We start from the raw sequence: 26,587 nt of genomic DNA, 5'->3' as shown, positions 1-26,587 counted from the left end.
GAAATAACAACAAATTGACCGTTTATTCAGCACAAATACAGGCTATAGCGCTTAATGTTTTTTGATGTACATATCTTTGGTGTAGTAATTTCCCCGGTTATCCGGTGCAAATCCCCCCACCCACGGCTTAACCAGATGCGTACGAACGTAGTGGTAAACCGGAATCGCTGGCACATCTTCCCCTAAAAGGTCTTCAGCCTGCTGGTAGTACTTGCCTCGCTGCTGGAGCGAAGTTGCCTTCGCCGCATTGCGCATCGCTTCGTCAAAGGCGGGATTACTGTACTTCGTGGTATTTTCACTATCACCGGTACGGAAAATGTTGAGGAAGCTTGAGGCATCATCATAATCGGCAATCCACGCATAGCGCACGACGTCAAAATTACCGGTGTGCATGGTGTCCAGCATGGTTTTCCATTCCTGATTTTGCAGCTTCGTCTCTACACCGAGGTTTTTCTTCCACATTGACGATGCGGCAATGGCAATACGCTGGTGTGTTTCGAACGTGTTGTAGAGCAGACTTAAGCTAAGCGGATGCTCAGGGCCAAAACCAGCTTCAGCCAGCAGTTTCTTCGCTTCAGCAATACGTTTTACGAGCGGCCACGACGCATATTCCGGCGCATGCAGTTGCACGCCCCCTATTTCCGGCTGGCTGATAACCCACGCCGCACGTTGCCCCTGCCCCATCACCTTTTGTGCAATGATGTCTTTATCTAATGCCATATTCAGCGCCCGACGCACGCGCGGGTCATTAAACGGTGCTCGGGTCGTGTTGAACTGGTAGTAATAGGTTGAAAGCTGAGGTGAGACATGGAGTTCATCACCCATCGTCTTTTTCAACTGCGCGAACTGATTGACCGGTACGCTATACACAATATCGATTTCGCCGGCCTTATAGCGGTTAACGTCAGCAGACTCTGAACTGATGGGCAAATAAGTAACCTTATTAATAACCGTGTGCCGATCGTCCCAGTAATGCGGGTTACGCTCGGCAACAATGCGCTCATTGACCACCCACTGCGATAATTTATACGCCCCGCTGCTGACAAAATGTTCTGGCCGAGTCCACTTATCGCCAAAGCGGCCTATCAGCACTTTATCCAGTGGGACCAGCGACGGGTGGGCCAGCATCGCCAGAAACGCCGCCGTTGGCTGAGTCAGGGTAATTTCCAGCGTGCTATCGTCGAGGGCTTTTACACCCAGCGTAGTGGGATCTTTTTTCCCTTGAGCAATATCGATGGCGTTCACAACATGCATATTGCCCAGATACGAGGAATAAGGTGACGCCGTTTGCGGCGAGACCAGACGCTGCCAGCTCCAGACAACATCCTGCGCGGTAATTGCAGAACCATCTGACCAGGTTATGCCCGGACGTAAATGAAAGGTCCAGACGGTGTTGTCTTTATTCTCCCAGGACGCTGCAAGACGGGGTTCGATAGACCCATCCGGCTTAACGGCCACCAGTCCGTCGAACATATCGCTGATTAAATTAAACTCCACGTTGCTTTCGACTTTATGCGGATCCAGGGACGCTGGCTCGCTGCCGTTATTTCTGACCAGTTCCTGTTTTTCTGCAAGTAGTGTTCCTGCGGGAACATTTGCCGCCCTCGCCGCGCCGTTTATAGACATCAAACAGACAGCTAACAGCGTAAACGTCAATATCTTCGATTTATGTTGAATCATTCCCTTTACCTTATTGCTCTGTTTTATGTAGACACCGCTGTCACTGTCAGAGAGATTCGGGAATAACGCAATATTTTTCAGTTACCTGGCAGATGTGGAACTGACATTTTTGCACATACAGTGCTAACATCTGATTCGGGAGTATTTATTGAAATAATATGCTTAAGCCTGGCGGGTTAAAATGCGTAAAGATGGGTAAAACCGCTGTGTAATTCCCCTTGATTTCATTATCCTCCACCATTAATTACATCTGTCATAAGAGAGTGACTCATGGATCGTATTATTAGTTCTTCGCGCGATCGTACATCGCTACTCAGCACGCATAAGGTGCTGCGCAATACCTATTTCCTGCTCAGCCTGACGCTGGCGTTTTCGGCGATCACTGCGACCGCCAGTACCGTACTGATGTTGCCTTCTCCGGGACTTATCCTGACGCTGGTGGGTATGTATGGCCTGATGTTCCTGACCTACAAAACGGCGGATAAACCGGTTGGTATTCTGTCAGCTTTCGCTTTCACCGGCTTCCTGGGTTACATTCTGGGACCGATTCTGAACACTTACCTGTCTGCGGGTATGGGTGATGTTATCGCCATGGCTTTAGGCGGTACGGCGCTGGTCTTCTTCAGTTGCTCAGCCTACGTGCTGACCACGCGTAAGGATATGTCCTTCCTCGGTGGTATGCTGATGGCAGGTATCGTAGTGGTACTGATTGGTATGGTTGCGAATATTTTTCTGCAGCTGCCGGCGTTGCATCTGGCAATCAGTGCGGTGTTTATTCTGATTTCTTCGGGCGCAATCCTGTTTGAAACCAGTAATATCATCCGTGGCGGTGAAACCAACTATATCCGAGCCACCGTCAGCCTGTACGTTTCGCTGTACAACATCTTCGTCAGCCTGCTGAGCATTCTGGGCTTTGCTAGCCGCGATTAAGCTGCATCACTGATACGAAAAAAGAGAATGCCAATGGCATTCTCTTTTTTATGCGTTATTCGCCCCTGCAGATATAGGTAGGATAACGCCGGTCCTGAATCAGCCACACTGCGGGTGAAAGTTCAGAGATCGTCAGGTAGTAGCGTGAGGTGGGAGAGGCGAAACTTCCCCATTGGGCATTTGGAGTATTATCATTGTGGCGACGCCAGGTTTTGGTGTAACTCAATACAATGACGTTGTCATCCTCCCGCTTCTCCCACGTAAAGTCGACATCTCTGTCAACGATCAAATTTTGCCCACCCGCTCTTGCCGCCCCTTTATAAGTGGTCAAGCCTGTACCATCCCGATGAAAATAGAACTGGGCAATGGTATTTACCTTCACTTCACTTGCTTTGCCCTCATTGCGCGTAAAGTTGAATTCAGTGCTGCAGGCCAGCACATCCTTTTTCCCCGCCGCACCGCAATAGTAATAAAGAGCCAGCGTGCCGCCGACCAGAGCACCGCCCAGTCCAAAAAGAAGCCTAATTTTCATTTTTCAGCCCCGCTTTTATAGCGAATGGTCTTGCACAAGCGGGTTTTACTGACCGGGCAGGCACCAATAAACATTTCATCAGCAGCGGCAAGTGAAAAACGAGCACTGAAATAATAAATATCATACTCCTCGCGCTCGCAGGCCACGTTATTGGCTTCCAGTCGCTCCGCTAATTTCGATAGCACTAACGGTCGTTCATGATCGTTGATAATCCAGATACTGCAGCGCCCTATTTTTTCCTCGACCGGTTTTAATTTCGCCGGAACGGTTATCTCCTGTGGGCGGCTAACATAGATACTCACACCCAACGCCGTAACGATCAATGCCGCTAAAATCAACCACCTTTTCAGGGAAATGCGCCGGGGCTGCACAGCTTGCTTCCCGGAAGAGGGTTGCGGATCGGCTGCCTGAATGTTTTCTCCAGGCTGAAAAATTACATCGGCATCAAAACGGAAGCCATAGCGCGGGACAGTGACGATAAACTCATACCCCTCTCCCAAAGACTGGAAGCTCTTACGCAGTTCACTTACCGCCTTATTGAGATTATTCCCCGATGGCGTAAAGCCAAACTCTTCCCATACGCGAGCGATCAGTTCCTCCCGACTCAGGTCGCGTCCTCTGTGTTTGATAAATTCCTGCAAAAGACGAACGGCTGGCGCCGAAAGTGTTAATACAGACTCGGGTTGTCCAACAAGACTTATTGCATGTGCTTCAGGATCAAATAACAACGAATTATTGCATATAAAAAACATCTTTTATTCTCGGCTGTTACCGCATGCTTTTTATTCCCTGGTACATCGACATGAAAATTGCCCTCTGATCTGCTTGTTTTTTCATCAGAAGGAATTTTCTTCACATCCCTGGTCGCGGTATTTTCGCTTAACTATACAACCTTAAAGTCAGAAAAGCAGGATAAAAAACTGTATATATCGAGTTAACTAATACAAATTTTCACAAACCGCTGTTCTGGTTAAAGTTTCCCTGCCCTGAAGCAATACGAAAGCAGACGGTGTCCTGGTGTTAACGCGCCGCCTTTAAACTCAGAGCAGGCAGACTGATTGTGAAACAGAAAAAAAGATTGAGCATGACAACCGCCTTTTATGTCGCCGCGCTGTCATTGCCATTTTTCTCAGAAATGACAATGGCCAATATGAGCGTGTATCCCATGGAACTGAATGTAGACAGCTCCGGTGCAGCGCAAATTAAGGTGGCTTCAAAAACGGATGATATTCAGTTCATTCGGGTGAGGCAAAAGAAAATTCTTAATCCCGGAACGCCCCAGGAAAAAGAAATCGACGTCGCTTCATGGAAAGAAGGTGGCGTAGTGGTGACGCCAGAAAAATTTGCACTGGCTGCAGGCGCAATGCGCGTTGTTCGTCTGATATCGCTTATTCCGCCGAAAAAAGAGACCACCTGGCGCGTCTATTTTGAAGGGGTAAAACAACCTGACAGCATTATTCCGGGCAAGGCAGAAACGCCTGCGGCGATGGCAACTCTGGGCGTCAATGTGATTTGGGGCGCACTGGTCCATATTGCTCCAGAAAAAAGCGTAATTTCACTGTCAATCGATCCTCGCCGGGGGACGTTAAAAAACAACGGCACGCTACGTGTGCCGCTCAGAGAGATTGGTATTTGTGATGCAAATTCATCGTGTAAATGGATAAAAGAAGACGCAACCATTTATCCGGACACTGAACGGAAATTAAAAACGCTCACAACGTTCCTGGGGCAGAAATATAAATTCCGCTACTTCAACTGGATGAATAAAACCGCTGAAGAAGCTGATTTACCCGTCGTGCAATAACACGATATCACAGTAAAAACCCACGTAGTTTGTTTTAGAGAGCCAACGTGCTCATTTGTAAATATGGAGATATCAATGCGTAAGTATATTAAACCTCTGATGATTGTTGCCGCGATGACCTCGTCGTTTAGCGCGCTGGCGATTCAAAAAGATATTACCGTCAATGCAAGCGTTGACTCACAGTTGGATATGACCCAGGCCGATAACACGCCGCTGCCGGCCAGCATCGACATGCAGTACCTGCCAGGTCGAGGGCTGGAAAGCTACCGCCTGAACACCAAGATGTGGTCTAACTCCGCCACCAGCAACGTCAAAGTGCGCCTTGTTAGCGCGCCAAAGCTTACCAATACGGATAGCGACCAGACTGTGCCGATGACGGTAATTCTGGGTGATAAAACACTGTCTACCACCGATGTCGAGTTTACCGGAACTGAATTGTTCCCGGGCAGCGTTGAAAACGGTTCAGCGGTACTGCCACTGACTATTTCTCAGACCACCAAAGGCATTCTGAAAACCGGTCAGTACAGCGGTGTAGTCAGTCTGATGCTGACGCAGGCGACGACCACGGAAGGCGGTGCGTAACACCACAGTACCTAAGGAATAACGTCAGAGGGTGCCCACCCTCTGACGTCAGGATGATGTCGAGGCTCGGTCATGGCGTTTCACAGAAATACTCTCCTCTTAGTTGCTTTATTACCCGCATCCATCCAACTCGCCTGCGCCGAGATGGCCGTACCGGCAGGTTTTGAAGATCTGGCGAAAACGCAGCGCCTGTGGACAGAGGTAAACCTCTATGGCGAGTCGCTTGGCCTCTTTGAAACAGATATCACGCTTGAAACGGTCAGTTTTGTTGCACCCGAAACCGTAGTCGCTGCCATCAAACGTCAGTTTAATGACGATCCTACCCTCGTTGCCATCGTGTCTGCAGCGCTGGCCGTTCCACTTGCCCGAAATGGCAATCTGGCGTGCAGCAGCAATGGCTCCGCAACGGGATGTGATTACATTGACACCCCTCGTGCGGCCATTATCTATGATGAGAATAACGCGCGCATTAGCCTGTTTTTGGACAAGAAATTTCTGCCTAAACAGACCGCAGACAACCAGTGGTATCAGCCCACGCAGGGCACCGAGAATGCGTTGATCCATCAACAGAATATCAATTTTGTTGCCGACAGGGATTATCAGTCAGCCACCGTTCAGGGCAATGGCTCACTAGCCATGACGCAGGACGGCTACTTTAACCTCGACTGGATCTGGCTAGGGCAGCGTTCAAAGCGCCAGCAGCAACAGGAGATAACCGTCAACAATGCCTGGTTTCGCCAGGATCTCTGGCGTCAGTACTATGTTCAGTTAGGCGAGATGGATACCCGCGATCTGTTCAGTAATGCCGGCGGGAATATTAACCTCAGCCAACTGCCGCTGGGCAAAATTCGCGGCCTGCGCACAGGCTCGACAAGGGCATGGATTAATCCGGTTCAGCAGTCAAAGGGTACCCCCATCACCGTACTGCTTTCTCACGATGCGCGTATTGACGCCCGCCGTGGCAATCAGTTGCTGGCCAGTTTTTATCTGAAGGCCGGGGCTCAGGTCCTGGACACGCGCTCGTTCCCGGACGGGAGCTATACCGTGACGCTATCCGTCTATGAAAATAACCGGTTAACACGCACCGAGCAGGTACCGTTTACCCGAACAGGCATTACACCATTCGACCGCGTCGAGTGGTTCCTGCAGGCGGGCAAAACCGACAATAACGATCAAAACGATGAACGCAGTGCGGTCGCGCAGGCGGGAGTCCGCCTGCCTGTCACCCCAACCCTCGCACTGACCAGCGGCGTAACGATTAAGAAAAACCAGCGTTTTCTGGAAAATGCTGTCGACTGGAGCCGGGGTTTCAATACGGGTCCGATCGATGGCGTGCTAAGTACGCGCTTTAGCTATCTGTACGGCAGCGAAGGACAACGCGGCAATATTCAACAAATTAGCTATAACGACGGTTTTTCACTGAGCTTCTATCGCAACGCGTTATCAGCGGAAAACTGCAATACCCAAAGCGCAGGATATGACGCAGTGAATGGCTGTTACCGAAGCATGTCAGTGATGTTTTCAGTCCCAGTCGGCACCTGGTATGCCAGCCTGGGATATTCGGATAACCGTAACGAAGGCCGATACGTTTCACGTCAGGAACTCCCGGAGAGTGACGATCGCCACGATGCTGGCTTGCCGTGGGAGTCGGTTTATATGACCCGCTCACGAACGCGGGCCTGGCAGGGCGGCTTGAGTACGACTTTCAGCACGCGCGGTCTGAACATCAACAGCAGTATTAACCTTTTCATGCGCAATGATGACTCCCGCGAAGGCAGGGATAAAGGCGGCTACCTGAGCGTGAGCCTGTCAATGGCGCATAACCGTCAAGGCGATGCGACAAGCTATACCTCTCTGGGCGCGACATGGCAGCACCAACAGCATGAAAAAAACCAGTTGAGTTACAACGTGGCGCACAACTGGTATGCCGATGCACGTGGTGAAAATGAGTATGGACTGAGCGCGTCAGGCATTAACAGCGATTCGCTCAATGCCTCTGCTTATACACGCCAGGGTGGACGATATGGCAACGGGAGTCTGACAGTCAGCGATGCCTGGGATCGTCAGGATCGGCGCCATACCCTGAGCAGCAGCGGTAATTACAGTTCAACGCTTGCACTATCGCGATCAGGTCTGTGGCTGGGCCGCTGGGGTGACGGACGTCCAGCTTCAGCCATCGCGGTTAACGTTGCCACACCGGAAGATTCCCAGGATCCAAGCGTCGCCGTGTCGCTGGATAACGGCGGCAGTGCAGACATTCCCGGCAATAGCCGCGCCCTCTTCGCTGTGCCAGGTTATCAGCAGACTACATTGACGATTAACGAATCGCTGGATGTCTCGCGGGGTGCCAGCAGTGAAATCACACAAGGGTCAGGCAGCAAAACGCTGTTTATGGTGCCGGGCAAACTGCTCCGTCGTGACGTGCAAACCACCGCAAGCTATACCTGGCTCGGCCAGTTAACTGACGAGCAGCACTCCCCGTTTATCGGCGGTGTGCCACTGAACGTTAACGGCTGGAGCGACCTTGGCAATGGCGGGTTTAGCGCTCAGAGCGACGCTCTGCTCCATAACCTTTACCTGGTACGTCAGCAGCAGTTTTATCAGTGCGAGTTGAACGTAAAGAGTATGCGCGACGTCGTGCGTTACGTCGGGTCGATCCCTTGCCGGGAATTAACCTTCTCTGCCCTGCCGGATGCGGTCCAGCAGCAGGCGCAGCTAATGCTCGCCGGACGATCGGTAACAACGAGCCCAACGGCCATGAATGCAGAAAATTTCACACAAGGGAAATAATGTGAACAAGTGCTTAATTATTTTGCTTTTTTTAAGCCTGTGGGCTGGTCAGACCCAGGCAGGTGCCCCTGCCGGAAGAAACACCAGCGTCGGGATCAGCTTCGATCGCATGGCACCACCTGCACGTTTCGATATCTGGCTGCATGAAACAGGCGGCTATGATACCGCCGATCCGCAAAAGTGGGGGCGAAATACCCTGACTTGTCTGTCTCGTACCGACACCACCTATGGCGCTTGCATGAACGCCCCGGTCTGGTTTTCAGCGAACCCAGCTGCGCCTTATGCTATCAATTTACGTTTTACGCATGCCCTTACCAGCAAAACGGTGGACATTAAGGTCTATGGCGACCACTACATGTTTATCAATAACAAAGTCTTTACCTTTGCCAGTTTTGTCACGGGAGGGACAGTCGATATTGCAGCCTGGAACAGAGAACCCTACTTCGATTTCTATATTGTGAAAAGCGAACTGGAAAAGCTCGCGCTGCCTGGTATCTGGACTGCAACGCTGAAGCAGAACTTGCGTCACTGGGGGAGCGCTGATTGCGGCGGGAACTTCAATGACGTAAACGTCGGATGTCCTGGCTATCTCAGCATTGCTAGCTGGCAGGCCACAATACGCATTGAGGTGGTCGATCCGGGTAATCAGCAGATTTATCTGCCGGCATTTCCGCACTCAACGCCTATCGTTAACCTCAACCTGACCAACTTCCCGGGGCGACCGGGAGGCAGTGAAATCCAGGGGGAAAACACACTGGATATGTGCCTGTACGACGGTAAAAACAGTACCAGTACCCGCACCTACCTGCGCTTTGAGGACGACGGACTCACTTCAACGCTTCGTGCAGAAGGGGCATTTTCAATCCGGCGACGCGGCGGAAGTCAGAGCGATGCGCGAGATCGTCTCGACTATCAGGTCTTCGTCACCAATCCCGTCACCGGCGTAACCGAAACCGTCGCTAACGGAAAAACCATGGTCTGGCAAGGCACCAACGATCCGCAGCATCTGCGTCAGGTCGTGCTGCCTGGCGGGCGTGAGAGCGTACTGTGCGTACCAGCCCCCATCATTCTGAAAACCCCCGCATTTGCTGCCAGCAGTAAAAATGCCGGGGATTACACCGGCACGCTGCGCATTATCTACACACCCAGTACGTTATAAAGAGGCCGCCGTGAATTACGTCATTCTTGATAATAATCGTTTTTATGCTGAAGGGTTACGCTACGCCCTTCTGCGCCGTAACGCTCAGACTCAGGTACAGAGCGGCATGTTAAAGTGGCGCCGTTCGCTGTTGGCCTGCGATACCCTCGTTGTGCGTTGCCGTTTTTCCGTCTCGAGAACGCATCTGGCGCTGGTCGACATCCTTCTTCAACTGGAGGCCAGACGCTGGGAGGGAACGGTTTATCTGGTGTGCAATGAAAAAGGGTGGGCACTGGCCACGCATTTGCGAAAGCGTTTTACTACGCTGACCATATTTATCACTGATGACAGGATTGCCGTCGTGGATGCTGCGTATCTGTTTGCTAAAGAGCCTCGTCGGGTACGCAGCCTGAATTGCTGCCTGACTGGCATGGAGTTCAATGTTCTCGACAGGCTGGTTAACGGTCAATCGGTCAAGCATGTTGCACATATGACGCAAATTAGCGAAAAACAGGTATCCACCTATAAATGCAACGCGCTGAAAAAGCTTAATGCCAACAATCTGCTACAGCTTCTCCTGTAGGTGGAGGTTTCTCACGCCGCCCCTTATTTGCTAAACTAGGGGCGGTTTTTTACTTTATCGACAGAGCACTATGTTCATTTTTGCAGGCCATGAAATTGAAACCGATAGCGAAGGCTATCTGAAAGATACCACGCTGTGGAGCGAACCGCTGGCGGAGAAAATCGCCGAAAACGAAGGGATCGTCCTCTCCCCCGAACACTGGGAAGTGGTGCGTTTCGTACGCGAGTTTTATCTCGAGTTTAATACCTCCCCTGCTATCCGCATGCTGGTAAAGGCGATGGCCAACAAGTTTGGCGAAGAGAAAGGCAACAGCCGTTATCTCTACCGCCTGTTTCCGAAAGGTCCGGCTAAGCAGGCAACGAAAATTGCTGGCCTGCCGAAACCGGTGAAATGTATTTAATAGCGGATACTAAATCCCTTTAGCTCATCGCCAGGGCGGTGCGGTTCGCTAAGAACCCGATCAACCCTGGCGCTGCTCGGTCCCCCTGCTTTCAACCACTTCATCAGTTGTTCAACCCGGTCGCTTTCACCGCAGGCGACAACCTCTACGCTGCCGTCATCCATATTCTTCGCGTAGCCTGTCAACCCCAGCCGTTGTGCTTCATGCTGGGTAGTGTAGCGAAATCCCACCCCCTGAACCCGGCCATAGACCCAGGCGATGATGCAGACTTTCGACATTGCGGTTCTCCTTATCAACATAAATGAAGGAACAGTTACCGAGGCCTCAGCGCACCTGTTTCGGCAGGCATCCGTAATGTTGGCGAAATCTTGCGGTAAATCGAGAACCTGACAAATAGCCACAGCGTAACGCAATTTCGCCAATCGGCAGCGTGGTCGACTGCAACTGAGAGAGCGCACAGGACATGCGCACCTCTTCGACGATTTGCCGGTAACTCTGCGATTCCATCTGTAAGCGTCTGCGCAGCGTTGAGGTACCGATGGATAGATGACCAGCAATCTCCTGAGCTGTCCATAGCTTAGCAGGGGATAACATAATAAGTTGTCGCACCTGTTCAGTAAGATTAAACCGTCGCTCAATAAGCAGAGGCCCTGCTACGCCATCATGCAGTAGCGCCAACAATAATCCCATCGCCTGATGCTCCTGCAATTTTGCAGGTAAGTCCTGGCGTACTGCATTCAGCAGGCTTTCCCACATAAATGCCAGCCCGTTGCTCATGGGCGTGCATAGCGATGTCAGTTTTGCCGGAGGGAAATCCTCGACCCAGTTATTTTTAAACGCGGTAATAATGTGCGTCGACAGCAACAGCAAATCCGAGCGAAATGCTCCCTGCTCCGGCTGATTAATTATCTCCAGAGGCGTATTCGCCGGGATGATAATCAGCTCACCCGGCCCTGCAACCAGACGATTTTCATCCTGAATAATGACCTTACTTCCCTGCGTAATATGGCAAATAGCAGCAGAAAACAGTTTAACCCGGTGCAAGCGATGCAAATGGCCGGAACGCACCTCAGCGGTGGTAAGGTTGTTATGGCGAAAATGTACATCCTGCACCAGAGTATCCTCTTTATTTTCTTGCGTAAGTGGCGGTTAATTCAGCTTTGGCAATCACGTGGCTGTTCAGCATAAAACCGACCAACGCGCCGCTGGCGTTACTGTCAATTGGCAACGCGTCGGTATTTAACGCCCACACGGTAAACTGATAGCGATGAGGTTTATCGCCCGGTGGTGGACAGGCGCCACCAAATCCAGCATACCCGAAATCATTGCGTCCCTGAACTGCTCCAGCGGGGAACTTGTCCATGCTGGCCCCGCCAGGAAGAGAGTGGACCTGAGCAGGAATATTTACGACAGTCCAGTGCCACCAGCCACTTCCCGTTGGCGCATCAGGATCAAACAGCGTAATGGCAAAACTTTTGGCATCAGCTGGCGGATTTTGCCAGCTCAGCTGCGGGGAGATATTGTCGCCACTGCAGCCAAATCCTTTAAATACCTGTTTTTGCGTTAACTGCAGGTTAGCGGGTATGTCGGTGCTGGAGAGGCGAAACGTTGAGGCGGCAGAGGCATCAAAACTCAACGCGACAATGGCGGCGGTAGCCAGAGAGTAGATAGCTTTCATTGTATTTCCTTTTTCTCATTAAGAAATAGCAATGTAAACGCTGGGAATAAAAGAAACTGTGCCTCTGTGATAGCGTTTTGTGCCGAAACGCTCAGCGCCATACGCTGATGATTGACCTCATCATCTGTGCTACTCTACGCGCCATTTTATTTTAATGGTTTCAGGTTGGTACTTTACTCCAGCCCGCGTCACTGTTTGTGAGAGGTTGCTCCGCATGACTGAATCTACAATTCCACATTATCCTCGTTTAGTGTTAGCCAAGGGGCGCGAAAAATCCTTACTTCGCCGCCATCCATGGGTATTTTCCGGTGCTGTCGCCCGTATGGAAGGTAAAGCCAACCTCGGTGAAACTATTGATATTGTTGACCATCAGGGTAAATGGTTAGCGCGCGGCGCTTTCTCACCTGCGTCGCAGATCCGTGCACGTGTCTGGACCTTCGACAAGTCTGAATCCATCGATATTGATTTCTTCACCCGTCGTTTGCAGCAGGCGCAAACATGGCGCGACTGGCTGGCGAAAAAGGACGGTCTGGACAGCTACCGTCTGATCGCCGGAGAATCCGATGGTCTACCGGGCGTCACTATTGACCGCTTCGGTAACTTCCTGGTGTTGCAATTGCTCAGTGCGGGGGCTGAATACCAACGCGCCGCGCTGATTAGCGCTCTGCAAATTGTTTTCCCGGACTGCGCGATTTATGACCGAAGCGATGTGGCCGTGCGTAAAAAAGAAGGTATGGAACTGACCCAGGGGCCAGTAACGGGTGAACTGCCGCCTGCTCTGCTGCCTATCGAAGAGCATGGCATGAAGCTGCTGGTTGATATTCAGCATGGTCACAAAACTGGCTATTACCTCGATCAACGCGACAGCCGCCTGGCCACGCGCCGTTATGTGGAAAACCAGCGTGTGCTGAACTGCTTCTCTTATACCGGTGGCTTTGCGGTCTCAGCATTAATGGGCGGATGCCGTCAGGTGGTCAGCGTCGACACCTCCCAGGAAGCGCTCGATATTGCCCGCCAGAACGTCGAGTTGAACAAGCTGGATCTGAGCAAAGCCGAATTCGTGCGTGATGATGTGTTCAAACTGCTGCGCGCCTATCGCGATCGCGGTGAGAAATTTGATGTCATCGTGATGGATCCGCCGAAATTTGTCGAAAACAAGAGCCAGTTGATGGGCGCCTGCCGCGGCTATAAGGACATCAATATGCTGGCTATTCAGTTACTCAACCCGGGCGGCGTACTGCTGACTTTCTCCTGCTCCGGACTTATGACCACCGATTTATTTCAGAAAATCATCGCTGATGCCGCAATAGATGCTGGTCGTGATGTACAATTTATAGAGCAGTTCCGTCAGGCCGCCGATCACCCGGTGATCGCTACCTACCCGGAAGGGCTGTATCTGAAAGGGTTTGCCTGTCGCATCATGTAACTTGAAAAGTGGAATATTACCCTTACATAGAGGGTATCTATTTCCCGGGAGGTGACTATGATTGCCAGCAAATTCGGTATCGGCCAGCAGGTCCGCCATTCCCTGTTAGGTTACCTCGGAGTGGTCGTGGATATCGACCCGGAATATTCGCTTGATGAGCCGTCGGCTGATGAACTGGCGGTTAACGACGAACTTCGCGCTGCTCCCTGGTATCACGTGGTGATGGAAGACGATAATGGTCTGCCGGTGCATACGTATCTGGCCGAAGCACAGCTGAGTAGCGAGCTACAGGAAGAACATCCGGAGCAACCGTCAATGGATGAACTGGCGCGAACAATCCGTAAACAGCTTCAGGCTCCGCGCCTGCGTAATTGATGCTAACACAGGCCCGATGTTGCTTCGCTTCTCGGGCCTGTGCGTTTTGTCCGGCTACAGACCAATTTTACTTCGCCAGCCCCAGTCGTGGGATCTCAATCGCCGGGCAGCGATCCATCACCACCGTCAGCCCAGCATCACGCGCCAGCACGGCCGCCTGCTCGTTAATAACGCCAAGCTGCATCCATAGCGTCTTCGCACCGATGGCGATAGCCTCCTGAGCAACGCCCCACGCCGCTTCTGAATTACGAAAGACATCGACCATATCCACTTTCTCAGGCACGTCCGCCAGCGTTGCATAGCCTTGCTGTCCGAGCAGCGTTTTCCCGGCAACCTTCGGTGAAACAGGGATAACGTGGTAGCCCTGATCGAGTAAATATTTCATCACCCGATAGCTTGGGCGGTCAGGTTTATCGCTTGCGCCTACCAGGGCAATCGTACGGGTAGTTGTCAAAATGCCAGCAATATCGGTCTCTTTCATCGTTTTCCTCCAGGCTGTTTAGCAAAGTGTACGACAAACCTGAGCATGCAACCATTCATCCCATACTGGCGCATGAGAGCTAAACTCAAAAATATGTCTATATGTTAGTAAACGTGATTGTCGAAAAATTTAGATACATCTTATGCAGATATTTTCAGGACAGGAGAAACCTATGAAAGCCGGCATTGTGACAACGTTAATTGCCCTGTGTTTGCCGGTAACCGTTTTTGCTACCTCTTTACGTCTGTCTAATGATATTGACCTTCTGGTGCTGGACGGAAAAAAAGTCTCCAGCTCATTACTGCGTGGTGCCGACAGTATTGAGCTGGAAAACGGTCGGCACCAGCTCGTGTTTCGTGTAGAAAAAACCATTCGCTTGTCCGGCCACGAAGAACGTCTGTATATTTCCCCCCCGTTGGTCATCAGCTTTGATACTCAACTCGTCAGCCAGGTTAATTTCCATCTCCCACGTCTGAACAATGAGCGGGACGCAACGCATTTCGATGACGCTCCACGCGTGGAACTGCTGGATGGAGACTCCATGCCGATTCCCGTCAAGCTGGATATTTTGTCAATCACGTCCACGGCGAAAATTGTGGATTATGAAATGGAAACGGAACGCTATAACAAAGCGGCTAAGCATGCATCATTGCCGCAGTTTGCTACGATGATGGCCGATGACAGTACGCTGCTTTCCGGGGTATCTGAACTGGATCGCGTGCCGCCTCAGTCGCAAACGCTGACCGAGCAGCGTTTAAAATATTGGTACCAGCAGGCCGACGCGCAAACACGAAGTAACTTTTTGCAATGGGCGCAGAAACAGCCCCCTTCATGACATTTATGTTCGCCTACGCATTTTTTTTGTCTTTCTCTTGCAGCGTCAAGTGCTTCCAGTACTCTGTAACCAGGTTAACTTGGGAGCTGTACTATGGAATTAACGACTCGCACATTGCCAGCGCGTAAACATATTGCGTTGGTTGCACACGATCACTGTAAAAAGATGCTGATGAGCTGGGTGGAACGCCACCAGCCGTTGCTGGAAAAGCACGTTCTTTACGCCACAGGCACGACAGGAAACTTGATCCAACGCGCGACAGGAATGGACGTCAACGCCATGCTGAGCGGCCCGATGGGGGGTGACCAGCAGGTAGGCGCGCTGATTTCAGAAGGGAAAATTGATGTGCTGATCTTCTTCTGGGATCCGCTTAACGCCGTACCTCACGATCCGGATGTTAAAGCCCTGCTGCGGCTGGCGACGGTATGGAACATTCCGGTTGCCACGAACGTCTCGACCGCCGATTTTATTATCCAGTCGCCAAACTTCAACGATGCAACGGACATCCTGATCCCGGATTACGCCCGCTATCTGGCAGAACGCCTTAAATAAACGCCAGCCAGGCGGCAACGGCCGCCTGCTTTTCAGGGTTTTCGGGCAACCGGAACATCCAGTTGCTTGAGATCATCAACAAAGCACGAGGGTGTTTCTTTATTAAATAGCAACCATACCCGATGCCGCGCACGCGTTAGCGCCACATACAGCAAGCGTCTCTCTTCGGCATCCGGAAAATCTTCCACCGCCGGGAGCAACGCCTCTTCCATAATCGACTCGCGGGCCGGGGCTGGAAAACCGTCATTCCCCTTATGAAGCCCCACAACAATAACGTAATCCGCCTGCTGTCCTTTACTGGCATGGATAGTCATGAACTCCAGCTGTAGCTTGGGCCAACGGGTAGCGGCTTTCTCCAGACTGGCCGGTTTCAGATGATGGTATCGCGCCAGCACCAGAATTCTCTCGTCTGCTTTCACAAACCCAGACAGCTTATCCAGCAGCAGATCCAACTGGCTTTCGTCAAGCAACGTGACGGCTTTTTTATCGCCAATCATCAGACTGTTGAGCGGTTTCGTAAGCTGGTGAGGGTTTTGCTGAATAAACTGGTTTGCGACTTCGCCAATACGGCTATTAAAACGGTAAGTCGTATCAAGATGACAACGGTCGCCCTCCCCGAAGTTTTGCTGGAATGCGGTAGTCAACGAAAGCTGCGCCCCGCTGAACCGATAAATTGCCTGCCAGTCATCGCCCACGGCAAACAGCGTAGTCTGAGAGTTTTGTTGACGCAGTGCGGCTAACAATGCGGCACGCTGAGGAGAAATATCCTGAAATTCATCGACCAGAATGTGCTTCCACGGACTGATAAACCGGCCTTTTTCCAGTATGACAATAGCCTGATGGATCAACCCGGAAAAATCGACGGCATTCTCATCTTTCAGAGCACCCTTCCAGGCCTTGAGCAGTGGTGACATCAGCTTGATGCGTTTACTGAACAGATCGCGGATCTCCTCCGGAGCATTGGCGATCATCTCCGCCTGCGCTCCGCCATGCATCCGCATCAGACTCACCCAACGATCCAGCCGGGAGGCCAGCCGCCGCTGTAATTTTTCGTCATCCCAGAAGTTACCTTCAGGTACAGACCACTGCATCTCTTCTTCTAACCATTGTCGCCAGCCTTTGGCCTGTGCCTTCTTCTCGCTGCACTGCTGGCGCCAGGTCGCTATAAAAAGTTTGCTACGGGCGGCGGCATCATTTTCCAGCTTGCTCACCGTCGGGACTTTTTTGCTCCCCTGCGAGATGATGTGTAACGCCAGTGAATGAAACGTACGTGCGGTTATCTCTTCCGTATGCAAACGTTCACGGATACGATCGTCCATCTCCTGGGCTGCTTTACGACCAAACGCCAGCAGCAGGATTTGTTCAGCTGCCGCTTCCCCTCGCGCAAGTAGCCAGCCCGCACGGGCGACCAGGACGGATGTTTTGCCGCTTCCGGCCCCCGCAAGAACCAATAATGATTGTTCACCATTCACCACCGCCCGCGCCTGGGCCGGATTCAGCGGTGAGGATTCAATGTGTTGGAAAAACTCGGCATGCTCTTCCAGCATGGCATCGGTGTACGCCTGGTTGTGCTGTAAGCGACAAGCTTCAATGTCCTTCAACCATGCCTGGCATTGGCGTAACGCTTCACGGCAATTGTCAAATTCTTCCAGCCGATTGAGCGGGAGCGGCAATGCGGCAAAAGCACGGCGAATCTGCTGTTGCAGCCCTGACGTCTGCTCGCGCGTCAGCCATTTATTTTCACTGGTGCGCGCCGCAATCGCCTCGAGTTGCTGTTGTAAAACTCCCGCAGCAACGTCGCTCATTTCCTGACTCCACTGCTGCCAGAGCGAATTCAAATGATGATGGAAGCGCTGGGTTTCCGCCCACTCCGTGCCGTGAAGCCGCACCACCTTATCATCCGGGAGCACAAACTCCAGCTCGCCCCAAACCAGCCCGCGTTTACAATGAATAGCCAGTAACTGATTGAACGGAATAAGATACTCGTGACGATCGCCGGAAACTTTAATCCCGGCATTAAGAATAACGGCCCGATCGTAAGGGTGTTGTGCCAGACGTTTTCCAAGAGAAGTTGCTTTCAGTTCCATAAGACTCAAGCGGATCCACACGAAGAGGTTTGCTTATCAGTGTAACCGCCAGAGAAAACGTGCTCCAGCCCAAAAAAACGTTACAATTGCCGAATTCACAGAAAACCAGAGTTAACCGAGGGTTTATGCGTACTGTTCTGAATATTTTAAATTTTGTGCTCGGGGGATTCGCCACCACCTTAGCCTGGCTGCTGGCTACGCTGGTCAGTATTGTGCTTATTTTTACTCTCCCCCTGACCCGCTCATGCTGGGAGATAACCCGGCTCTCGCTGTTTCCTTATGGTAACGAAGCAATTCATGTTGATGAGCTTAATCCGGCAGGTAAAAACGTCCTGTTGAATACTGGTGGCACCGTGCTCAATATTTTCTGGCTGATTTTCTTCGGCTGGTGGTTGTGCCTGATGCACATTGTCTCCGGCATTGCCCAGTGCATTACGATTATTGGTATCCCGGTTGGCATTGCGAATTTCAAAATCGCAGCCATTGCCCTGTGGCCGGTTGGTCGCCGGGTAGTATCAGTAGAAGTTGCTCGCGCAGCGCGTGAAGCCAATGCGCGTCGTCGCTTCGAATAATCAGGACCAATGGCCTTTATGTTAAGTCCTCTGCTCAAACGCTATACCTGGAACAGCACCTGGCTGTACTACGTGCGGATTTTTATCGCGCTTTGCGGCACAACGGCACTGCCCTGGTGGCTGGGCGACGTCAAGCTGACCATCCCACTCACGCTGGGCATGGTTGCTGCTGCACTTACCGACCTGGACGATCGTCTTGCAGGCCGCCTGCGCAATTTGATTATTACGCTGGTGTGCTTTTTCATTGCCTCAGCCTCGGTCGAGCTGCTCTTCCCATGGCCATGGCTGTTTGCCATTGGGTTAACGCTTTCCACCAGCGGCTTTATACTGCTGGGAGGATTAGGTCAGCGCTATGCCACCATCGCCTTTGGCGCGTTGCTGATTGCCATTTACACCATGCTTGGCACTTCGCTTTACGATCAGTGGTATCAGCAACCGATCCTGCTGCTGGCTGGCGCTATTTGGTATAACCTGTTAACCCTGACCGGACATCTCCTGTTTCCCATCCGCCCCTTGCAGGACAATCTGGCGCGTAGCTACGAACAGTTAGCACACTATCTGGAATTGAAATCTCGTCTTTTTGATCCCGATATAGAAGATGAAAGCCAGGCACCTTTGTATGATTTAGCCCTTGCGAATGGGCAACTGATGGCGACGTTAAATCAGACTAAGGTGTCGTTACTGACTCGCCTGCGCGGTGACCGTGGGCAACGGGGAACACGTCGCACGCTGCATTACTATTTTGTGGCGCAGGATATCCACGAACGCGCAAGCTCCTCGCATATTCAGTATCAAACGCTGCGCGAACACTTCCGCCACAGCGATGTGATGTTCCGCTTTCAGCGCCTGATGTCGATGCAAGGGCAAGCGTGTGCGCAACTGTCTCGTTGTATTTTATTGCGCACGCCGTACCAGCACGATCCGCACTTTGAACGCGTTTTCACCCACATAGATGCAGCACTTGAGCGTATGCGTGCCAGTGGTGAGCCTGCCGACCTGCTCAACACGCTGGGATTTTTGCTGTCAAACCTGCGGGCCATTGATGCCCAGTTGGCTACCATTGAGTCCGAACAGGCTCAGGTACTCTCGCGCAATGAGTCTGAAAATCAGCTTGCCGATGATAGCCCACACGGATTCAGTGATATCTGGTTACGTCTGAGCCGTAACTTTACACCCGAGTCCGCTCTGTTTCGCCATGCTGTCCGCATGTCGCTGGTGCTCTGCATCGGCTATGCCATTATCCAGATAACCGGTATGAACCACGGGTACTGGATCCTGTTGACCAGCCTGTTTGTCTGTCAGCCAAACTACAACGCCACCCGACATCGCCTGGCACTCAGGATTATCGGCACGTTAGTCGGAATCGCTATCGGTTTACCGATCCTGTGGTTTGTGCCTTCTCTCGAAGGGCAACTGATACTTCTGGTGATCACCGGCGTACTGTTTTTTGCCTTTCGCAACGTGCAGTACGCACATGCCACAATGTTTATCACGTTGCTGGTGCTACTGTGCTTTAACCTGCTCGGCGAAGGTTTTGAGGTTGCGCTGCCGCGTGTCATAGATACGCTGATCGGCTGCGCCATCGCCTGGGCCGCCGTCAGCTTTATCTGGCCAGACTGGCGTTTTCGTAATCTGCCACGGGTGATTGAACAGGCGACTGATGCTAACTGCCGTTACCTTGATGCTATTCTCGAACAATATCATCAGGGTCGTGACAATCGTCTGGCGTACCGTATCGCCCGTCGTGACGCACACAATCGTGATGCGGAACTGGCCTCCGTGGTGTCAAACATGTCGAGTGAACCAGACGTCACGGCCCAAACGCGCGAAACGGCGTTCCGCTTGCTGTGTCTTAACCATACGTTTACCAGCTACATTTCCGCACTGGGCGCACATCGCGAGCAGTTGACCAATCCGGAGGTCCTGGCATTGCTGGATGATGCCGTCTGTTATGTTGATGATGCGCTTCACCATCAACCTGCTGACGAGCAGCGCGTATGCCAGGCCCTGGAAGGACTAAAACTGCGGATTCAGCATCTTGAACCACGCCCGGACAGTAAAGAGCCGCTGGTCGTACAGCAAGTTGGACTATTAATTGCCCTGCTCCCGGAGATCCGGCGGCTGCAGCAGCAAATTGATGTCCTTCCGTCTAATACCCCGGTTCCGGCGTAAGGGAACTCACCCACTCTACCAGCTCCTGGCGACGCGCCGCCGGGAGCGTGGCTTCATGCACCCCGCCGACTGCCCCTTCGAGGGCATAGAGTATTTTTACCGTCAACGCCGGGTTATTTTGTCGAAGCTTCAGCCAACACATCTGAGCCCCCAACGATCGAAATGTCCCTTCATCTTTAATTCCTGCTTCATTTAACAGACTCTCCAGATGAAACGTCATGTTGGGTAATTCCCGAAGACGATGTTGTGAAAAGCGGCTCTGTTTTTCCTTAACGGCTGCATCCAGTGAATACCGCGATAACGACACCAACTGCTGCTGGTTTTGCCACAAAGCATCGTTCACCTGGTAATAATTGAGTACAACCGGACGGCCGCGCTTAATAAAGGTCAGCCAGACAGGGGGATTTTTTACACAGTACTGGGCGCTCTGCTCACAGGCGCGAAGATATAACTCCCCGCTGGCGACCATGGCAAAGACCGTATCGCCAACCGTCAGACTATATCCGCCAAACAGCGAGCGATAGTGAATTGTCCCCAGAGAAGCCAGATATTCCTGCGATTTATAGATCCTTGCATAAGAAAGCTCTTTCATAAAAATCCTTTTTAAATCATAACGTAAGCAAATGATTTTCAGTAGCGGATCCGTTAATGACGAAAATAGGCAACTTATGCGTAAGGGGCAAGATGAATTTTATTTTTCCCGTAACGACGACTAAAAATTGCGAACCTGTTTCCGAAAATAAGGTTGATCTTTATTGATAGCAGGGTTACTGTATATCCATACAGTAACTCACAGGGCTGGATTGATTATGTACACTTCAGGCTATGCAAATCGTTCTTCGTCGTTCTCTTCTACATCAAGCAGCATTGCGCGCGTTTCGCCAGAGAACGCTGCCACTGGGCTTATCAGTGAAGTGGTCTATCGCGAGGACCAGCCCATGATGACGCAGCTCCTGCTGCTTCCCTTGCTGCAACAGTTAGGGCAGCAATCACGCTGGCAGCTGTGGCTGACGCCTCAACAAAAATTAAGTCGGGAGTGGGTACAATCGGCTGGGCTTCCGTTGACCAAAGTCATGCAAATCAGCCAGCTCTCCCCCTGCAATACGCTGGAATCGATGGTTCGAGCGCTGCGCACGGGTAACTACAGCGTCGTCATCGGTTGGCTGACGGAAGAATTAACCGAAGACGAACATGCCGAACTGGTAAAAGCAGCAGATGAAGGAAATGCGATGGGGTTTATCATGCGTCCTGTTCGCGCACAGACACTTGCGGGGAGACAGCATTCCGGGCTAAAAATTCACTCGAATTTGTATCATTGAGTAAAATTAGGATTTATCCTGGAATTTTTTTTCATGTTTCAATTTGCTGTTGAGCTGTAATGCGTTTTTCGCCTGAATGCCTGTCTGAAGCGGTTTTCAGGATATCCTCAGTACATTTATTCAGCTATAAATGTTAAATATTGTGTATACAAGCCTTTTTTTTTCATATGCCTGACGGACTTCACACTTGTAAGTTTTCAACTACGTTGTAGACTTTACATCGCCAGGGGTGCTCGGCGTAAGCCGCAGATATCGGTAGAGTAACTATTGAACTGGTCCCCGGGTGAAGGATTTAACCGTGTTATCTCTCTTCGGAGATATTCATGGCGAATTTTGGATGATAACGAGGCGCAAAAAATGAAAAAGACAGCTATCGCAATTGCAGTGGCACTGGCTGGTTTCGCTACCGTGGCGCAGGCCGCTCCGAAAGATAACACCTGGTACGCTGGTGCTAAAATGGGCTGGTCTCAGTACCATGATATTGGCAACAACCAGATCAACAACGCCGGTCCTACCCACGAAAGCCAACTGGGTGCTGGTGCGTTCGGTGGTTATCAGGTTAACCCGTACGTTGGTTTTGAAATGGGTTACGACTGGTTGGGTCGTATGCCGTACAAAGGCTACACCGACGCGACTCACAACAACGGCGCTTTCAAAGCTCAGGGCGTTCAGCTGACCGCTAAACTGGGTTACCCAATCACTGACGATCTGGACGTTTATACCCGTCTGGGTGGTATGGTTTGGCGTGCAGACGCTAAAAACAACACTGGCTTCAAAGACCACGACACTGGTGTATCCCCAGTATTCGCTGGTGGCGTAGAGTATGCAATTACTCCTGAAATCGCTACCCGTCTGGAATACCAGTGGACCAACAACATCGGTGACGCGAACACCGTTGGTGGTCGTCCGGATAACGGTCTGTTGAGCGTTGGTGTTTCTTACCGTTTCGGTCAGCAGGAAGAAGCAGCTCCAGTAGTTGTTGCTCCGGCTCCGGCTCCAGAAGTACAGACCAAGCACTTCACTCTGAAGTCTGACGTTCTGTTCAACTTCAACAAAGCAACTCTGAAACCAGAAGGTCAGCAGGCTCTGGACCAGATGTACAGCCAGCTGAGCAACCTGGATCCGAAAGACGGTTCCGTAGTGGTTCTGGGCTTCACTGACCGCATCGGTTCTGACGCTTACAACCAGGGTCTGTCCGAGAAACGTGCTCAGTCCGTTGTTGATTACCTGATCTCTAAAGGTATTCCTTCTGACAAAATCTCTGCACGTGGCATGGGCGAATCCAACCCGGTTACTGGCAACACCTGTGACAACGTGAAAGCTCGCGCTGCACTGATCGACTGCCTGGCTCCGGATCGTCGTGTTGAGATCGAAGTTAAAGGTATCAAAGACGTTGTAACTCAGCCTCAGGCTTAAGTTACCGTCTAATAAAAAACCCCGCTTTGCGGGGTTTTTTTTCACCTGTTTTTCATCAAAAGCGCGCTGAAGCGTTACGTCGAACTATCCTATTGCTACTCTTTCCCCAGCAACGCCTGTAAATCCTGCTTCAATGTCGACATTTTGTTCGCGTACTTCTCTTTATGCTCTGCATCTTCAATCAACTGCACAATGGTTTCAGAAAGCGTTTTCCCACGCCGCTGCGCAAGTCCTGCTAAGCGCTGCCAGACCATAAATTCCAGATCGATTGATTTCTTTCGCGTATGCTGATGTTCAGCGTTAAAGTGCCGCTTACGCCGCGCCCGTATGGTTTGTTTCATACGATTTAGCAGCGCAGAGTTCATGTGTTCTTCAATCCAGGTATTGACCCGAACCGGTTCATTTTCGAGGGTTAGCAACAAATCAACGGCTTCTTCGGCAGCGCTGGCCTCTACGTAACGGGTGATTAATTCCCCCTCACGATGCTTCTTCACCAGATACTTCCATTTCCAGCCGCTTTCAAGGTTTTCAAGTTGTTGATATTTCATTGCGATCTCAATGTTACCGTGTAACTCTTATCAGAATATCAGCTTTTTCGGTATCTGAAGAAAAGAATATCCAGCCTGTGAACTGTCGCGCGTCATCACATCCGTTTCACGGCGCTTTCCACGTGTGCAGTGATGCTGGTTACGGTATAATCTCGTTTTTTACAACAGACTAAAAAACATCAACTTTGACCATTACGAAACTTGCATGGCGTGATCTGGTTCCTGATACCGACAGTTATCAGGAAGTATTTGCACAGCCGCACGTCACTGACGACACCGATACCTTACTTAGTGATACTCAGCCGCGGTTACAATTCGCGCTAGAGCAGCTTCTTCAGCACTGGACGACATCCTCGTTCATGCTGGTAAAAGCGCCGGAAGAGCTTGAGTTCCTCAACCTTATTACAGCAGCTGCACGTACGCTACACCCGGATGGCGGAAACCTGACCGGAGGTCATTATGATATTTCCGGTCACACTATCCGCTATCGTACAGCTGAGAAAGCAGAAGACAATTTTGCGACGTTAACTCAGGTAGTCAGCGCTGACTGGGTTGAAGCCGAACAACTGTTTGGCTGCCTGCGTCAGTTCAACGGCGAAATTACTCTGCAGCCAGGACTTGTACATCAGGCCAACGGTGGTGTGCTGGTTATTTCGATGCGCACGCTGTTGGCTCAACCGCTGTTATGGATGCGCCTGAAAGCCATTGTCAGCCACGAGCGTTTTGACTGGGTGGCTTTTGATGAGTCTCGCCCACTGCCCGTCTCCGTTCCACCTATGCCGCTTAAGCTAAAAGTGGTGTTAGTCGGTGAGCGTGAATCGCTGGCAGACTTTCAGGACATGGAGCCAGAACTGGCTGAGCAGGCTATTTACAGCGAGTTTGAAGATAATCTGCAGATAGTGGATGCCGAAACCATGACGCAGTGGTGTCAGTGGGTGACGCATACCGCTATGCGCAACCATTTGCCCTACCCGGCCCCTGATGCCTGGCAAGTGCTGATCCGTGAAGCCGTGCGCTACACCGGCGAACAGGATACGTTGCCGCTTAACCCGCTGTGGATAATCCGCCAGTTCAAAGAAGTGGCCCCGTTATGCGAGGGCGAAACCTGCAACGCTGAGCAGTTCAGCCTGATGCTGGCCCAGCGCGAATGGCGGGAAGGTTATCTCGCCGAACGCATGCAGGATGAGATCCTGCAGGAACAGATCCTCATTGAGACGGAGGGCGAGCGCATTGGCCAAATCAACGCCCTGTCGGTGATTGAATTTCCTGGACATCCACGCGCGTTTGGTGAGCCTTCACGTATCAGCTGTGTGGTTCATATTGGCGATGGCGAATTTACGGATATTGAGCGTAAAGCCGAGCTCGGCGGAAATATTCACGCGAAGGGTATGATGATTATGCAGGCGTTCCTGATGTCGGAACTCCAGCTTGAGCAGCAAATCCCCTTCTCTGCCTCACTGACCTTTGAGCAATCCTACAGTGAAGTGGATGGCGACAGCGCGTCTATGGCAGAACTGTGCGCATTGATTAGCGCCCTCGCCGACGTGCCTGTTAATCAAAGTATCGCGATTACCGGTTCTGTCGATCAGTTTGGTCGGGCACAACCTGTGGGTGGTCTGAACGAGAAAATTGAAGGTTTTTTCGCCATCTGCCAGCAGCGTGAGCTGACGGGCACACAGGGCGTTATCATTCCTACTGCTAACGTCAGACACCTGAGCCTGCAACCCGCACTGTTACAGGCCGTAGAAGAAGAAAAATTCACTATCTGGGCGGTGGACGACGTGACCGATGCGCTGCCACTGTTATTAAATCTGGTTTGGGATGGTGAAGGCCAGACAACGCTGATGCAAACTATCCAGGAGCGTATTGCTACGGCAACGCAACAGGAAGGTCGTCACCGTTTTCCATGGCCGCTACGTTGGCTGAACTGGATTATTCCGAACTGATCGGACTTGTTCAGCGTACACGTGTTAGCTATCCTGCGTGCTTCAATAAGATAAGGCTTACAGAGAACATGGTAGATAAACGCGAATCCTATACAAAAGAAGACCTTCTTGCCTCTGGTCGCGGTGAGCTGTTTGGCGCAAAAGGGCCACAACTGCCTGCACCGAGCATGCTGATGATGGACCGTGTCATCAAGATGACAGAAACCGGCGGTAACTTTGACAAAGGTTATGTTGAAGCTGAACTGGATATCAACCCGGACCTGTGGTTCTTCGGATGCCACTTTATCGGCGATCCGGTGATGCCGGGCTGCCTGGGTCTGGATGCGATGTGGCAGTTGGTTGGATTCTATCTCGGCTGGCTGGGCGGCGAAGGTAAAGGCCGTGCGCTGGGCGTAGGCGAAGTTAAATTCACCGGCCAGGTTCTGCCGACGGCGAAGAAAGTGACATACCGCATTCACTTCAAACGCATCGTTAACCGTCGCCTGATCATGGGCCTGGCTGATGGTGAAGTGTTGGTTGATGGTCGTCTGATCTATACCGCAAACGATCTGAAAGTAGGCCTGTTCCAGGACACTTCTGCGTTCTAATCGCAGACAGTCTACAGACCTGACAGCATGCCTGACGCCTCCCTTAAGGGCTGTGTCATTGCCGGATGATAGCGTAATCGCCTTCACCGGCCTACGGTACTTACTCAGGTCTGTAAAAGGCGAAACCTCCGCACTGCGGAGGTTTCTTTTATCT

At 51.5% G+C, this 26,587-nt stretch carries 27 protein-coding genes; 17 read left to right on the top strand and 10 right to left on the bottom strand.

Features of this window, described 5'->3' with window-relative positions; genetic code table 11:
• Nucleotides 1–51 precede the first annotated feature (51 nt).
• Nucleotides 52–1,680 (bottom strand): ABC transporter substrate-binding protein, encoded by a 1,629-nt coding sequence (locus E1B03_RS10000; protein WP_133086125.1) that lies wholly within the window; start codon nt 1,678–1,680, stop codon nt 52–54.
• Nucleotides 1,681–1,950: 270 nt separating this feature from the next.
• Here E1B03_RS10000 and yccA point away from each other — a divergent pair, with 270 nt between their 5' ends.
• A complete protein-coding gene (gene yccA / locus E1B03_RS09995; protein WP_043015806.1) occupies nt 1,951–2,610 on the top strand; it encodes an FtsH protease modulator YccA in 660 nt (219 codons plus the stop codon).
• Between the two features lie 55 nt (nt 2,611–2,665).
• Here yccA and E1B03_RS09990 read toward each other — a convergent pair whose 3' ends face one another.
• The gene (locus tag E1B03_RS09990; protein ID WP_103768986.1) at nt 2,666–3,142 is read right to left on the bottom strand and encodes a hypothetical protein; all 477 of its coding nucleotides are present in this window, start codon (nt 3,140–3,142) and stop codon (nt 2,666–2,668) included.
• A complete protein-coding gene (locus E1B03_RS09985; protein ID WP_133086124.1) occupies nt 3,139–3,894 on the bottom strand; it encodes a winged helix-turn-helix domain-containing protein in 756 nt (251 codons plus the stop codon). Before E1B03_RS09985 ends, E1B03_RS09990 begins: the two co-directional genes overlap by 4 nt.
• A 308-nt stretch (nt 3,895–4,202) precedes the next feature.
• On the opposite strand from E1B03_RS09985, the gene E1B03_RS09980 reads away from it, so the two are divergent.
• The 6 genes from E1B03_RS09980 (at nt 4,203) to tusE (ending at nt 10,439) form a co-directional block, all read left to right on the top strand.
• Nucleotides 4,203–4,946: a fimbrial protein gene (locus E1B03_RS09980; RefSeq protein ID WP_165955305.1), complete on the top strand. Its 744-nt coding sequence runs from the start codon at nt 4,203–4,205 to the stop codon at nt 4,944–4,946.
• A 75-nt stretch (nt 4,947–5,021) separates the two neighbouring features.
• Complete coding sequence (locus E1B03_RS09975; protein ID WP_103768983.1) at nt 5,022–5,528, top strand: CS1 type fimbrial major subunit; 507 nt, start codon at nt 5,022–5,024, stop codon at nt 5,526–5,528.
• A 72-nt stretch (nt 5,529–5,600) separates the two neighbouring features.
• On the top strand, nt 5,601–8,318 hold the full coding sequence (locus E1B03_RS09970) for a TcfC E-set like domain-containing protein (RefSeq protein ID WP_133086122.1): 2,718 nt from the start codon (nt 5,601–5,603) through the stop codon (nt 8,316–8,318).
• A gap of 1 nt (nt 8,319) precedes the next feature.
• Nucleotides 8,320–9,477, top strand: a complete 1,158-nt coding sequence (locus E1B03_RS09965) for a CfaE/CblD family pilus tip adhesin (RefSeq protein WP_133086121.1) — start codon at nt 8,320–8,322, stop codon at nt 9,475–9,477.
• A gap of 10 nt (nt 9,478–9,487) precedes the next feature.
• A complete protein-coding gene (locus E1B03_RS09960) occupies nt 9,488–10,039 on the top strand; it encodes a LuxR C-terminal-related transcriptional regulator (protein ID WP_103768980.1) in 552 nt (183 codons plus the stop codon).
• A 70-nt stretch (nt 10,040–10,109) separates the two neighbouring features.
• Nucleotides 10,110–10,439 carry a sulfurtransferase TusE gene (tusE, locus tag E1B03_RS09955; protein ID WP_046275726.1) on the top strand — a complete coding sequence of 110 codons (330 nt, stop codon included), beginning with the start codon at nt 10,110–10,112 and terminating at the stop codon, nt 10,437–10,439.
• Here tusE and yccX read toward each other — a convergent pair.
• Genes yccX through E1B03_RS09940 form a run of 3 tightly spaced genes read right to left on the bottom strand, consistent with a single transcriptional unit; the run spans nt 10,436 to nt 12,117 of the window.
• A complete protein-coding gene (gene yccX / locus E1B03_RS09950; RefSeq protein WP_020996508.1) occupies nt 10,436–10,717 on the bottom strand; it encodes an acylphosphatase in 282 nt (93 codons plus the stop codon). The two genes, tusE and yccX, sit on opposite strands and share 4 nt — an antisense overlap.
• 46 nt (nt 10,718–10,763) lie before the next feature.
• Entirely contained in the window at nt 10,764–11,552 is a 789-nt protein-coding gene (locus tag E1B03_RS09945; RefSeq protein WP_103768979.1) for a helix-turn-helix transcriptional regulator, read from the bottom strand.
• Nucleotides 11,553–11,565: 13 nt separating this feature from the next.
• A complete protein-coding gene (locus E1B03_RS09940) occupies nt 11,566–12,117 on the bottom strand; it encodes a YbhB/YbcL family Raf kinase inhibitor-like protein (RefSeq protein ID WP_103768978.1) in 552 nt (183 codons plus the stop codon).
• A 214-nt stretch (nt 12,118–12,331) separates the two neighbouring features.
• Between E1B03_RS09940 and rlmI the strand changes: the two genes are divergently transcribed.
• The gene (rlmI, locus tag E1B03_RS09935; RefSeq protein WP_103768977.1) at nt 12,332–13,543 is read left to right on the top strand and encodes a 23S rRNA (cytosine(1962)-C(5))-methyltransferase RlmI; all 1,212 of its coding nucleotides are present in this window, start codon (nt 12,332–12,334) and stop codon (nt 13,541–13,543) included.
• Nucleotides 13,544–13,600: 57 nt separating this feature from the next.
• Nucleotides 13,601–13,918: a heat shock protein HspQ gene (gene hspQ / locus E1B03_RS09930; protein ID WP_043015794.1), complete on the top strand. Its 318-nt coding sequence runs from the start codon at nt 13,601–13,603 to the stop codon at nt 13,916–13,918.
• Nucleotides 13,919–13,985: 67 nt separating this feature from the next.
• Here the strand turns inward: hspQ and E1B03_RS09925 are convergent, their stop codons facing one another.
• The gene (locus tag E1B03_RS09925) at nt 13,986–14,399 is read right to left on the bottom strand and encodes a CoA-binding protein (RefSeq protein ID WP_003035903.1); all 414 of its coding nucleotides are present in this window, start codon (nt 14,397–14,399) and stop codon (nt 13,986–13,988) included.
• Between the two features lie 172 nt (nt 14,400–14,571).
• Here E1B03_RS09925 and csgI point away from each other — a divergent pair, with 172 nt between their 5' ends.
• On the top strand, nt 14,572–15,234 hold the full coding sequence (csgI, locus tag E1B03_RS09920; RefSeq protein WP_103768976.1) for a curli synthesis inhibitor: 663 nt from the start codon (nt 14,572–14,574) through the stop codon (nt 15,232–15,234).
• Between the two features lie 93 nt (nt 15,235–15,327).
• Nucleotides 15,328–15,786: a methylglyoxal synthase gene (gene mgsA / locus E1B03_RS09915; protein WP_016152487.1), complete on the top strand. Its 459-nt coding sequence runs from the start codon at nt 15,328–15,330 to the stop codon at nt 15,784–15,786.
• A 32-nt stretch (nt 15,787–15,818) separates the two neighbouring features.
• Here mgsA and helD read toward each other — a convergent pair whose 3' ends face one another.
• Nucleotides 15,819–17,873 carry a DNA helicase IV gene (helD, locus tag E1B03_RS09910; protein ID WP_133086120.1) on the bottom strand — a complete coding sequence of 685 codons (2,055 nt, stop codon included), beginning with the start codon at nt 17,871–17,873 and terminating at the stop codon, nt 15,819–15,821.
• Between the two features lie 125 nt (nt 17,874–17,998).
• On the opposite strand from helD, the gene E1B03_RS09905 reads away from it, so the two are divergent.
• Together E1B03_RS09905 and yccS are read left to right on the top strand one after the other, a co-directional pair.
• Complete coding sequence (locus E1B03_RS09905) at nt 17,999–18,445, top strand: YccF domain-containing protein (protein WP_016152485.1); 447 nt, start codon at nt 17,999–18,001, stop codon at nt 18,443–18,445.
• 18 nt (nt 18,446–18,463) lie between these two features.
• Nucleotides 18,464–20,617: a YccS family putative transporter gene (gene yccS / locus E1B03_RS09900; protein ID WP_133086119.1), complete on the top strand. Its 2,154-nt coding sequence runs from the start codon at nt 18,464–18,466 to the stop codon at nt 20,615–20,617.
• Here yccS and E1B03_RS09895 read toward each other — a convergent pair.
• Nucleotides 20,595–21,209 carry a TfoX/Sxy family DNA transformation protein gene (locus E1B03_RS09895; protein ID WP_103768974.1) on the bottom strand — a complete coding sequence of 205 codons (615 nt, stop codon included), beginning with the start codon at nt 21,207–21,209 and terminating at the stop codon, nt 20,595–20,597. The two genes, yccS and E1B03_RS09895, sit on opposite strands and share 23 nt — an antisense overlap.
• Before the next feature lie 217 nt (nt 21,210–21,426).
• On the opposite strand from E1B03_RS09895, the gene sulA reads away from it, so the two are divergent.
• On the top strand, nt 21,427–21,936 hold the full coding sequence (sulA, locus tag E1B03_RS09890) for an SOS-induced cell division inhibitor SulA (protein ID WP_103768973.1): 510 nt from the start codon (nt 21,427–21,429) through the stop codon (nt 21,934–21,936).
• 357 nt (nt 21,937–22,293) lie between these two features.
• A complete protein-coding gene (gene ompA, locus E1B03_RS09885) occupies nt 22,294–23,352 on the top strand; it encodes a porin OmpA (RefSeq protein ID WP_103768972.1) in 1,059 nt (352 codons plus the stop codon).
• Nucleotides 23,353–23,447: 95 nt separating this feature from the next.
• On the opposite strand, the gene matP is transcribed toward ompA, so the two are convergent.
• Nucleotides 23,448–23,900, bottom strand: a complete 453-nt coding sequence (gene matP, locus E1B03_RS09880) for a macrodomain Ter protein MatP (RefSeq protein ID WP_016152480.1) — start codon at nt 23,898–23,900, stop codon at nt 23,448–23,450.
• Nucleotides 23,901–24,085: 185 nt separating this feature from the next.
• On the opposite strand from matP, the gene E1B03_RS09875 reads away from it, so the two are divergent.
• Nucleotides 24,086–25,846 carry an AAA family ATPase gene (locus tag E1B03_RS09875; RefSeq protein WP_103768971.1) on the top strand — a complete coding sequence of 587 codons (1,761 nt, stop codon included), beginning with the start codon at nt 24,086–24,088 and terminating at the stop codon, nt 25,844–25,846.
• A 68-nt stretch (nt 25,847–25,914) separates the two neighbouring features.
• Entirely contained in the window at nt 25,915–26,433 is a 519-nt protein-coding gene (gene fabA, locus E1B03_RS09870) for a bifunctional 3-hydroxydecanoyl-ACP dehydratase/trans-2-decenoyl-ACP isomerase (RefSeq protein ID WP_003035875.1), read from the top strand.
• Nucleotides 26,434–26,587: the final 154 nt, after the last annotated feature.

This window comes from Citrobacter arsenatis, assembly GCF_004353845.1.
Classification (GTDB): domain Bacteria; phylum Pseudomonadota; class Gammaproteobacteria; order Enterobacterales; family Enterobacteriaceae; genus Citrobacter; species Citrobacter arsenatis.
Note: the sequence above shows the minus strand (reverse complement) of the source record. Positions and strands in the feature narration are given on the sequence as shown.

Bases quoted from the DNA above. Each gene is read 5' to 3' on its own strand.
- E1B03_RS10000 (WP_133086125.1), bottom strand. From the start codon at position 1,680: ATGATTCAACATAAATCGAAGATATTGACGTTTACGCTGTTAGCTGTC.
- yccA (WP_043015806.1), top strand. From the start codon at position 1,951: ATGGATCGTATTATTAGTTCTTCGCGCGATCGTACATCGCTACTCAGC.
- E1B03_RS09990 (WP_103768986.1), bottom strand. From the start codon at position 3,142: ATGAAAATTAGGCTTCTTTTTGGACTGGGCGGTGCTCTGGTCGGCGGC.
- E1B03_RS09985 (WP_133086124.1), bottom strand. From the start codon at position 3,894: ATGTTTTTTATATGCAATAATTCGTTGTTATTTGATCCTGAAGCACAT.
- E1B03_RS09975 (WP_103768983.1), top strand. From the start codon at position 5,022: ATGCGTAAGTATATTAAACCTCTGATGATTGTTGCCGCGATGACCTCG.
- E1B03_RS09970 (WP_133086122.1), top strand. From the start codon at position 5,601: ATGGCGTTTCACAGAAATACTCTCCTCTTAGTTGCTTTATTACCCGCA.
- tusE (WP_046275726.1), top strand. From the start codon at position 10,110: ATGTTCATTTTTGCAGGCCATGAAATTGAAACCGATAGCGAAGGCTAT.
- yccX (WP_020996508.1), bottom strand. From the start codon at position 10,717: ATGTCGAAAGTCTGCATCATCGCCTGGGTCTATGGCCGGGTTCAGGGG.
- E1B03_RS09940 (WP_103768978.1), bottom strand. From the start codon at position 12,117: ATGAAAGCTATCTACTCTCTGGCTACCGCCGCCATTGTCGCGTTGAGT.
- rlmI (WP_103768977.1), top strand. From the start codon at position 12,332: ATGACTGAATCTACAATTCCACATTATCCTCGTTTAGTGTTAGCCAAG.
- hspQ (WP_043015794.1), top strand. From the start codon at position 13,601: ATGATTGCCAGCAAATTCGGTATCGGCCAGCAGGTCCGCCATTCCCTG.
- E1B03_RS09925 (WP_003035903.1), bottom strand. From the start codon at position 14,399: ATGAAAGAGACCGATATTGCTGGCATTTTGACAACTACCCGTACGATT.
- csgI (WP_103768976.1), top strand. From the start codon at position 14,572: ATGAAAGCCGGCATTGTGACAACGTTAATTGCCCTGTGTTTGCCGGTA.
- mgsA (WP_016152487.1), top strand. From the start codon at position 15,328: ATGGAATTAACGACTCGCACATTGCCAGCGCGTAAACATATTGCGTTG.
- helD (WP_133086120.1), bottom strand. From the start codon at position 17,873: ATGGAACTGAAAGCAACTTCTCTTGGAAAACGTCTGGCACAACACCCT.
- E1B03_RS09905 (WP_016152485.1), top strand. From the start codon at position 17,999: ATGCGTACTGTTCTGAATATTTTAAATTTTGTGCTCGGGGGATTCGCC.
- yccS (WP_133086119.1), top strand. From the start codon at position 18,464: ATGTTAAGTCCTCTGCTCAAACGCTATACCTGGAACAGCACCTGGCTG.
- E1B03_RS09895 (WP_103768974.1), bottom strand. From the start codon at position 21,209: ATGAAAGAGCTTTCTTATGCAAGGATCTATAAATCGCAGGAATATCTG.
- sulA (WP_103768973.1), top strand. From the start codon at position 21,427: ATGTACACTTCAGGCTATGCAAATCGTTCTTCGTCGTTCTCTTCTACA.
- ompA (WP_103768972.1), top strand. From the start codon at position 22,294: ATGAAAAAGACAGCTATCGCAATTGCAGTGGCACTGGCTGGTTTCGCT.
- matP (WP_016152480.1), bottom strand. From the start codon at position 23,900: ATGAAATATCAACAACTTGAAAACCTTGAAAGCGGCTGGAAATGGAAG.
- fabA (WP_003035875.1), top strand. From the start codon at position 25,915: ATGGTAGATAAACGCGAATCCTATACAAAAGAAGACCTTCTTGCCTCT.